This is a genomic window from Streptomyces sp. NPDC044002 (assembly GCF_056434525.1).
The window spans coordinates 163,873-170,265 of sequence record NZ_JBWKEZ010000010.1; the positions used below are offsets into that span (position 1 = coordinate 163,873).

Here is a 6,393-nt window from a genome sequence, read left to right on the forward strand (position 1 = left end):
CGTACCACCCACCATCCACACCACGGAAGGCGACCCCTCATGGCCGACTCCCTGCTCTTCAACCCGCGCACCTACGACCCCGCGCACTTCGACCCGGAGACCCGCCGCCTGCTGCGCGCCACCGTCGACTGGTTCGAGGAGCGCGGCAAGCGCAAGCTGATCGAGGACTACCGCTCCCGCGCCTGGCTCGGGGAGTTCCTCGCCTTCGCCGCCAAGGAGGGCCTGTTCGCCACCTTCCTGACCCCGGCCTCCGCCGCCGGACGGGAGGACCAGCGCTGGGACACCGCCCGGATCGCCGCCCTCAACGAGATCCTCGGCTTCTACGGCCTGGACTACTGGTACGCCTGGCAGGTCACCATCCTCGGCCTCGGCCCGGTCTGGCAGAGCCAGAACGCCGACGCCCGCGCCCGCGCCGCCGAACTCCTCACCCAGGGCGAGGTGTTCGCGTTCGGCCTGTCCGAGCGGACCCACGGCGCCGACATCTACTCCACCGACATGCTGCTGGAGCCCGACGGCGACGGCGGCTTCCGCGCGAGCGGATCCAAGTACTACATCGGCAACGGCAACGCCGCCGGGCTCGTCTCCGTCTTCGGCCGCCGCACCGACGTCGAGGGCCCCGACGGCTACGTCTTCTTCGCCGCCGACAGCCGCCACCCGGCCTACCACCTGGTGCAGAACGTCGTCGACTCCTCCAAGTACGTCAGCGAGTTCCGCCTGGAGGACTACCCGGTGGCCGCCGCCGACGTCCTGCACACCGGCCGCGCCGCCTTCGACGCCGCCCTCAACACCGTCAACGTCGGCAAGTTCAACCTCTGCACCGCCTCCATCGGCATCTGCGAGCACGCGATGTACGAGGCCGTCACCCACGCCCAGAACCGCATCCTCTACGGCCGCCCCGTCACCGCCTTCCCGCACGTGCGCCGCGAACTGGCCGACGCCTACGTCCGCCTCGTCGGCATGAAGCTCTTCAGCGACCGCGCCGTCGACTACTTCCGCTCCGCCGGTCCGGACGACCGCCGCTACCTCCTCTTCAACCCGATGACGAAGATGAAGGTGACCACCGAGGGCGAGAAGGTCATCGACCTCATGTGGGACGTCATCGCCGCCAAGGGCTTCGAGAAGGACACCTACTTCGCCGAGGCGGCCGTCGAGATCCGCAGCCTGCCCAAGCTCGAAGGCACCGTCCACGTCAACCTCGCGCTGATCCTCAAGTTCATGCGCAACCACCTGCTGGAGCCGGTCGACTACCCGGCCGTGCCCACCCGCCTCGACGCGGCCGACGACGACTTCCTCTTCCGCCAGGGCCCGGCCCGTGGCCTGGGCTCCGTACGCTTCCACGACTGGCGGCCCGCCTTCGACGCGTACGCCGACGTGGCGAACGTGGCCCGGCTGCGCGAACAGGCCGACGCCCTCTGCGAGTTCGTCGCCACCATCGCCCCCGACGAGGAGCAGAGCCGGGACCTCGACTTCCTCCTCTCCGTCGGCCAGCTCTTCGCCCTGGTCGTGCACGCCCAGCTGATCCTGGAGCAGGCCCGGCTGACGGACCTGGACCCGGACGTCCTCGACGAGCTGTTCTCCGTCCTCGTCCGCGACTTCTCCGGCCACGCCGTCGAACTGCACGGCAAGGACTCCGCCACCGAGGCGCAGCAGGCCTGGGCGCTGGGCGCCGTACGCCGCCCGGTCGTCGACGAGGCCCGCGCGGCGCGGATCTGGCAGCGCGTCGAGGCGCTGTCCGGGGCGTACGAGATGGCCCCGTAGCCGCCCCCGTCCCGATCACAACGGGCCACCCGCCGCCGGCCGGCAGCGGGTGGCCCGCACCCGTCACACCGTCCAGCGCAGCACGGCCCCCAGCCCGCCCGCCGGGCCCGGCATGCCCGCGGGCACCACCAGCACCTCGCAGCCGGCCGCCGCCGCGGAACGCAGCAGCGCGTCGTCCGCACGCGCCCGTACCGGCTTGCCGACGCCCATCGCCTGCGCCTGGCCCCGCTGCACAGCGACCTCGTCCACGCCGGGCCCGATCCACACCTCCCGCCCCGCGTCGGAGCCCTCCGGCCCGAGCAGCAGCGTCGCCACCTGGTGGCTGCGTACGGCGTCCAGCACCGCCGGCATGCCCTCGGCGGCCTGACCCGGACCGGTGTCCACGGTGGACTCCCGGTGCTCGCCGGGCCGGCCCCGGCCCGCGCGGAACCGTTCCAGGGCGGCCTCCAGCCGCTCGCGGGCGAATCCCTCGCGCACCCGCGCGATCTCGCGGTCGAGAACCTCCCGGGAGGCCCCCGGCGAGCGCCCGCCGCCGTCCGCCTCGACGGCCAGCGTCCGCATCGGCTCCGGCAGCCGGGCGTGGACGGCCCGCCGCTCCCGGGCGTCACCGGCCAGTACCAGCAGCCCGGCGCCGCTCCCGGGCCACTGCCGGGACAGCTCGGCGGCGATGGCCCCGGCCGTCCCGTGCCAGGCGTTCTCGGCCCGGTTCCGGTAGTGCCACTCGTACCGGTCCGCCGGCACGCCGCGGTGCCCCCGGTCCGGTTCCTCGCCGCCCCGCACCCGGCCCAGGGCCTGGCGGCGGGTGCCCTCGCGCAGCTCCAGATCGGCGCCGGTGCGGTCGAGGTACGCCACCAGGCAGGCCGGCTCCTCCCCGCGCAGCCCGGCCAGCGGGGCGATGTGCGGCAGCACCGACCAGGTCGCCTCGGTGGCCGCCGGGGCCTTCGCCAGCGGTACGTCGAGCAGGACCTCGGCGCCCGAGGCGAACAGCGCCCGGCCGGGCGGCGCCCCGCTGACGGGCTCCCCGAGGAGCCGGTTCACCACGGCCCGGACGGTGTAGGCGTCGGCGCCCGCGTCGATCAGCTGTGCGGCGACGGCCCGCTCGCGCAGTGCCCGGATCCGCTGCGCGTCCTCGGTCGCGCGGCTGCCCTCCACGTAGACGGAGGCCCAGGGACCGGGGCGGGAGAAGAGAGGTTTGAGGAAGCCCAGTTCCATGACGTCCCCCAAGGGGTTCGGGAAGGCACGAGGGTCCTCCTCCCAGGATGCGCCGCCCGCCGGGCGCGTGCCCACCGGCACGGTCCGGGCCGGGCCGCCGGTCAGGCGCCCCGGCCGCCGCTCACGCGAGGTCGAAGCGGTCCAGGGTCATCACCTTGTCCCACGCCGCCACGAAGTCGCGTACGAACTTCTCGCCCGCGTCCTGCGAGGCGTAGACCTCGCACAGGGCCCGCAGCTGGGAGTGCGAGCCGAAGACCAGGTCGACCGCGGTCGCCGTCCACCTGACCTTGCCCGTGGCGCGGTCCCGGCCCTCGAACACGTTCTCGTCCGTGGCCGACGCCGACCACTGCGTCCCCATGTCCAGCAGGTTCACGAAGAAGTCGGTGGTCAGCACCTGCGGCCGGGCCGTGAGGACACCGTGCTGCGACCCCTTGAAGCCGGTGTCCAGGGCCCGCATGCCGCCCGCCAGCACCGTCATCTCCGGCGCGGTCAGCGTCAGCAGGTTGGCCCGGTCCAGCAGGAGGGTCTCCGGCGACAGCTTCTCCTTCGCCCGGAGGTAGTTGCGGAAGCCGTCCGCCCTCGGTTCGAGCACGGCGAACGAAGCCACGTCGGTCTGCTCCTGGGAGGCGTCCGTACGCCCCGGCGCGAACGGCACCGTGACCGGGTGCCCGGCGTCCTTGGCCGCCTTCTCGACGGCCGCGCAGCCGCCCAGGACGATCAGGTCGGCGAGGGACACCTTCTTCCCGCCGCCCTGCGCGGCGTTGAAGTCCTGCCGGATCCGGTCGAGGGCCGCCACCGTCCCGGACACCTCGGTCCCGGCGTTGACCTCCCAGTCCTTCTGCGGCGCGAGCCGGATCCGGCCGCCGTTGGCGCCGCCCCGCATGTCGGTGCCGCGGAAGGACGCGGCCGCGGCCCAGGCGGTGGCGGCCAGCTGGGAGACGGACAGCCCCGAGCCGAGGATCCGGGCCTTGAGGTCGGCGATCTCCGCGTCCCCGACCAGCTCGTGATCGACGGCGGGCACCGGGTCCTGCCACAGCTGCGGCTCGGGGATCCACGGGCCGAGGTAGCGCGAGACCGGACCCATGTCGCGGTGCAGCAGCTTGTACCAGGCGCGGGCGAAGGCGTCCGCGAGCTTGGCCGGGTCCTCGTGGAAGCTCCTCGCGATCGGCCCGTAGACGGGGTCCACCTTCAGCGAGAGATCCGTCGTCAGCATCATCGGGGCGTGCCGCTTCGACGGGTCGTGCGCGTCGGGCACCGTGCCCCCGGCCGCGGGATCCGTGGGCGTCCACTGCTGCGCTCCGGCCGGGCTGCGGGTCAGCTCCCAGTCGTACCGGAACAGGTTGTCCAGGTAGCCGTTGTCCCACTTCGTCGGCTCGGTCGTCCAGGCGCCCTCCAGCCCGCTGGTGATCGTGTCGACGCCCATGCCGGTGCCGGACGAGTTCGTCCAGCCGAGCCCCTGCTGCTCGAGCGGCCCGGCCTCGGGCTCCGGGCCGACGTACTCGGGATCGACCGCGCCGTGGCACTTCCCGAACGTGTGCCCGCCCACGATCAGGGCGACCGTCTCCTCGTCGTTCATCGCCATGCGCCCGAACGTCTCGCGGATGTCCTTGGCGGCGGCGACGGGGTCCGGATTTCCGTTCGGCCCCTCCGGATTGACGTAGATCAGCCCCATCTGCACGGCGCCGAACGGGCCGGTCAGTTCCCTGTCACCGCTGTAGCGCTCGTCCCCGAGCCAGGTGTCCTCGGGACCCCAGAAGATCTCCTCCGGCTCCCAGATGTCCTCCCGGCCGAACCCGAATCCGAACGTCTTGAACCCCATGGACTCCATGGCGCAGTTCCCGGCGAAGACGAGGAGGTCCGCCCAGGAGACCTTCCGGCCGTACTTCTGCTTGACCGGCCACAGCAGACGGCGCGCCTTGTCGAGGCTCGCGTTGTCCGGCCAGCTGTTGAGGGGGGCGAAGCGCTGCGCGCCGGAGCCGCCGCCGCCGCGGCCGTCGGCGATCCGGTACGTGCCGGCCGCGTGCCAGCTCATCCGGATGAAGAGCGGCCCGTAGTGGCCGTAGTCGGCGGGCCACCAGTCCTGCGAGGTCGTCATGACCTCGAAGACGTCCCGCTTCAGGGCCTCGACGTCCAGGCCCGCGAATTCCTCCGCGTAGTCGAAGTCCTCGCCCATCGGGTTCGCCCGGGGCGAGTGCTGGTGGAGAACCTGCAGGTCCAGCTGGTTCGGCCACCAGTCCCGGTTCGTCATGGGGCGGGGGGTCGGCGTGGCGGCCGGGGAGGGGATTGCGGGGTTCTCGCTTTCGCTGCGGGACACGTCCGTCCTTCTTCCTGTCTCGGTGTCTCCACCTGCGGGCTGCTTGCTCTCGGCGTCCGTATGGTCGCGCACTGTGACCCGTGCGGCTGACAGAACACGCAGGGCACCTGCGCGCGAAGCGGAGAAGGAATGCGGAACGGGGCTTCGTCAGGAGCACTTGAGGGTCAGGTCCAGCTGTGCGTGCATGACGTGCACCGGTACGTGCAGTTCGATGTGCAGCTTCCGGAACGCCACGTCGCCGAATTTCGCGGGAGGTACCTCGATCGCCTTGAAGAGAGAGTGGCTCTGCGTGGTGCCACGGGTGAAAGTGACGGTGGCCGACGGCGACCTGGTCTGGCTGCCGTCGGGCTGGTTCGTCCACTCCCAGCCGTAGATGACGTCTCCCTTGCCGGTGGCTGTGATCTTGCCGTCGACCTCCACCCTGTTGGTCTTCTTGCAGTCGATGACGGTGTTCTGCGCGGTGAAGGGGATGATCTCGACGGCCGTGACCCTCACCGGCTGGTTGCCCCCGCCGTCAGGCGTCGTCCCCGGTGCGGTGGTGCAAGGGACGGACTGCCTGGCGTGGGTTCCCTGCGCCGAGAAGCCGACACGGTAACTGCCGAAGGGGACGCCCGCCCGGACGAACGCCCCCTGGCCGTCCACCGTCGTGCGGAACGACGTCTTTCCTCCCTCGATCCGGACCGACTGATTCGGCTCGAACCCTGACAGCCGCAGGGCGAACCGGGCCTTCCCGCCGGCGGTGGACTGGTCGGGAACCAGTTGGCAGGAAGGGGCCGGGCGGGCCGAGGGGGCGGCGCCCGGGGCCGCCGCGTGCCCTGGCGCGGCGAACAGGGGGCAGAGGACGGCGGCGGAGGTGATGGCCGGGACGAGCAGCGCGAGGCGCGGTTGCCGAATCATGCTCTGCTTCCCTCCGTGAGGGTGGCGCCCGAGAGGTTTCAGGATATCCACGAAGCCCGAACACTTCCCGGGCCGGCCAACCTGCGCGTGGCCCCCCGGCGGTGCCCGGCGAGGGGGGAGGGGTGGGGGGGGTGGGGGGGTAGGTTTCGTTGCTGGGGGTGCGCAACAAGGTTACCACCTCCCCCCCCTCTTTTTTTGCTTTTTCCCCCGCC

General features: G+C 72.1%; 4 protein-coding genes. 1 reads left to right on the top strand and 3 read right to left on the bottom strand.

Going from position 1 to position 6,393, the window contains the following annotated elements:
- Positions 1 to 39 precede the first annotated feature (39 nt).
- Complete coding sequence (locus tag AC07A6_RS10955; protein WP_478776892.1) at positions 40 to 1,758, top strand: acyl-CoA dehydrogenase family protein; 1,719 nt, start codon at positions 40 to 42, stop codon at positions 1,756 to 1,758.
- 63 nt (positions 1,759 to 1,821) lie between these two features.
- Here the strand turns inward: AC07A6_RS10955 and AC07A6_RS10960 are convergent, their stop codons facing one another.
- The 3 genes from AC07A6_RS10960 to AC07A6_RS10970 all read right to left on the bottom strand — a co-directional run bounded on the left by AC07A6_RS10960 (position 1,822) and on the right by AC07A6_RS10970 (position 6,181).
- Positions 1,822 to 2,970: a baeRF2 domain-containing protein gene (locus AC07A6_RS10960; protein ID WP_478776893.1), complete on the bottom strand. Its 1,149-nt coding sequence runs from the start codon at positions 2,968 to 2,970 to the stop codon at positions 1,822 to 1,824.
- Between the two features lie 121 nt (positions 2,971 to 3,091).
- Entirely contained in the window at positions 3,092 to 5,284 is a 2,193-nt protein-coding gene (gene katG / locus AC07A6_RS10965; protein WP_478776894.1) for a catalase/peroxidase HPI, read from the bottom strand.
- Positions 5,285 to 5,431: 147 nt separating this feature from the next.
- Positions 5,432 to 6,181 carry a hypothetical protein gene (locus tag AC07A6_RS10970; RefSeq protein ID WP_478776895.1) on the bottom strand — a complete coding sequence of 250 codons (750 nt, stop codon included), beginning with the start codon at positions 6,179 to 6,181 and terminating at the stop codon, positions 5,432 to 5,434.
- Positions 6,182 to 6,393: the final 212 nt, after the last annotated feature.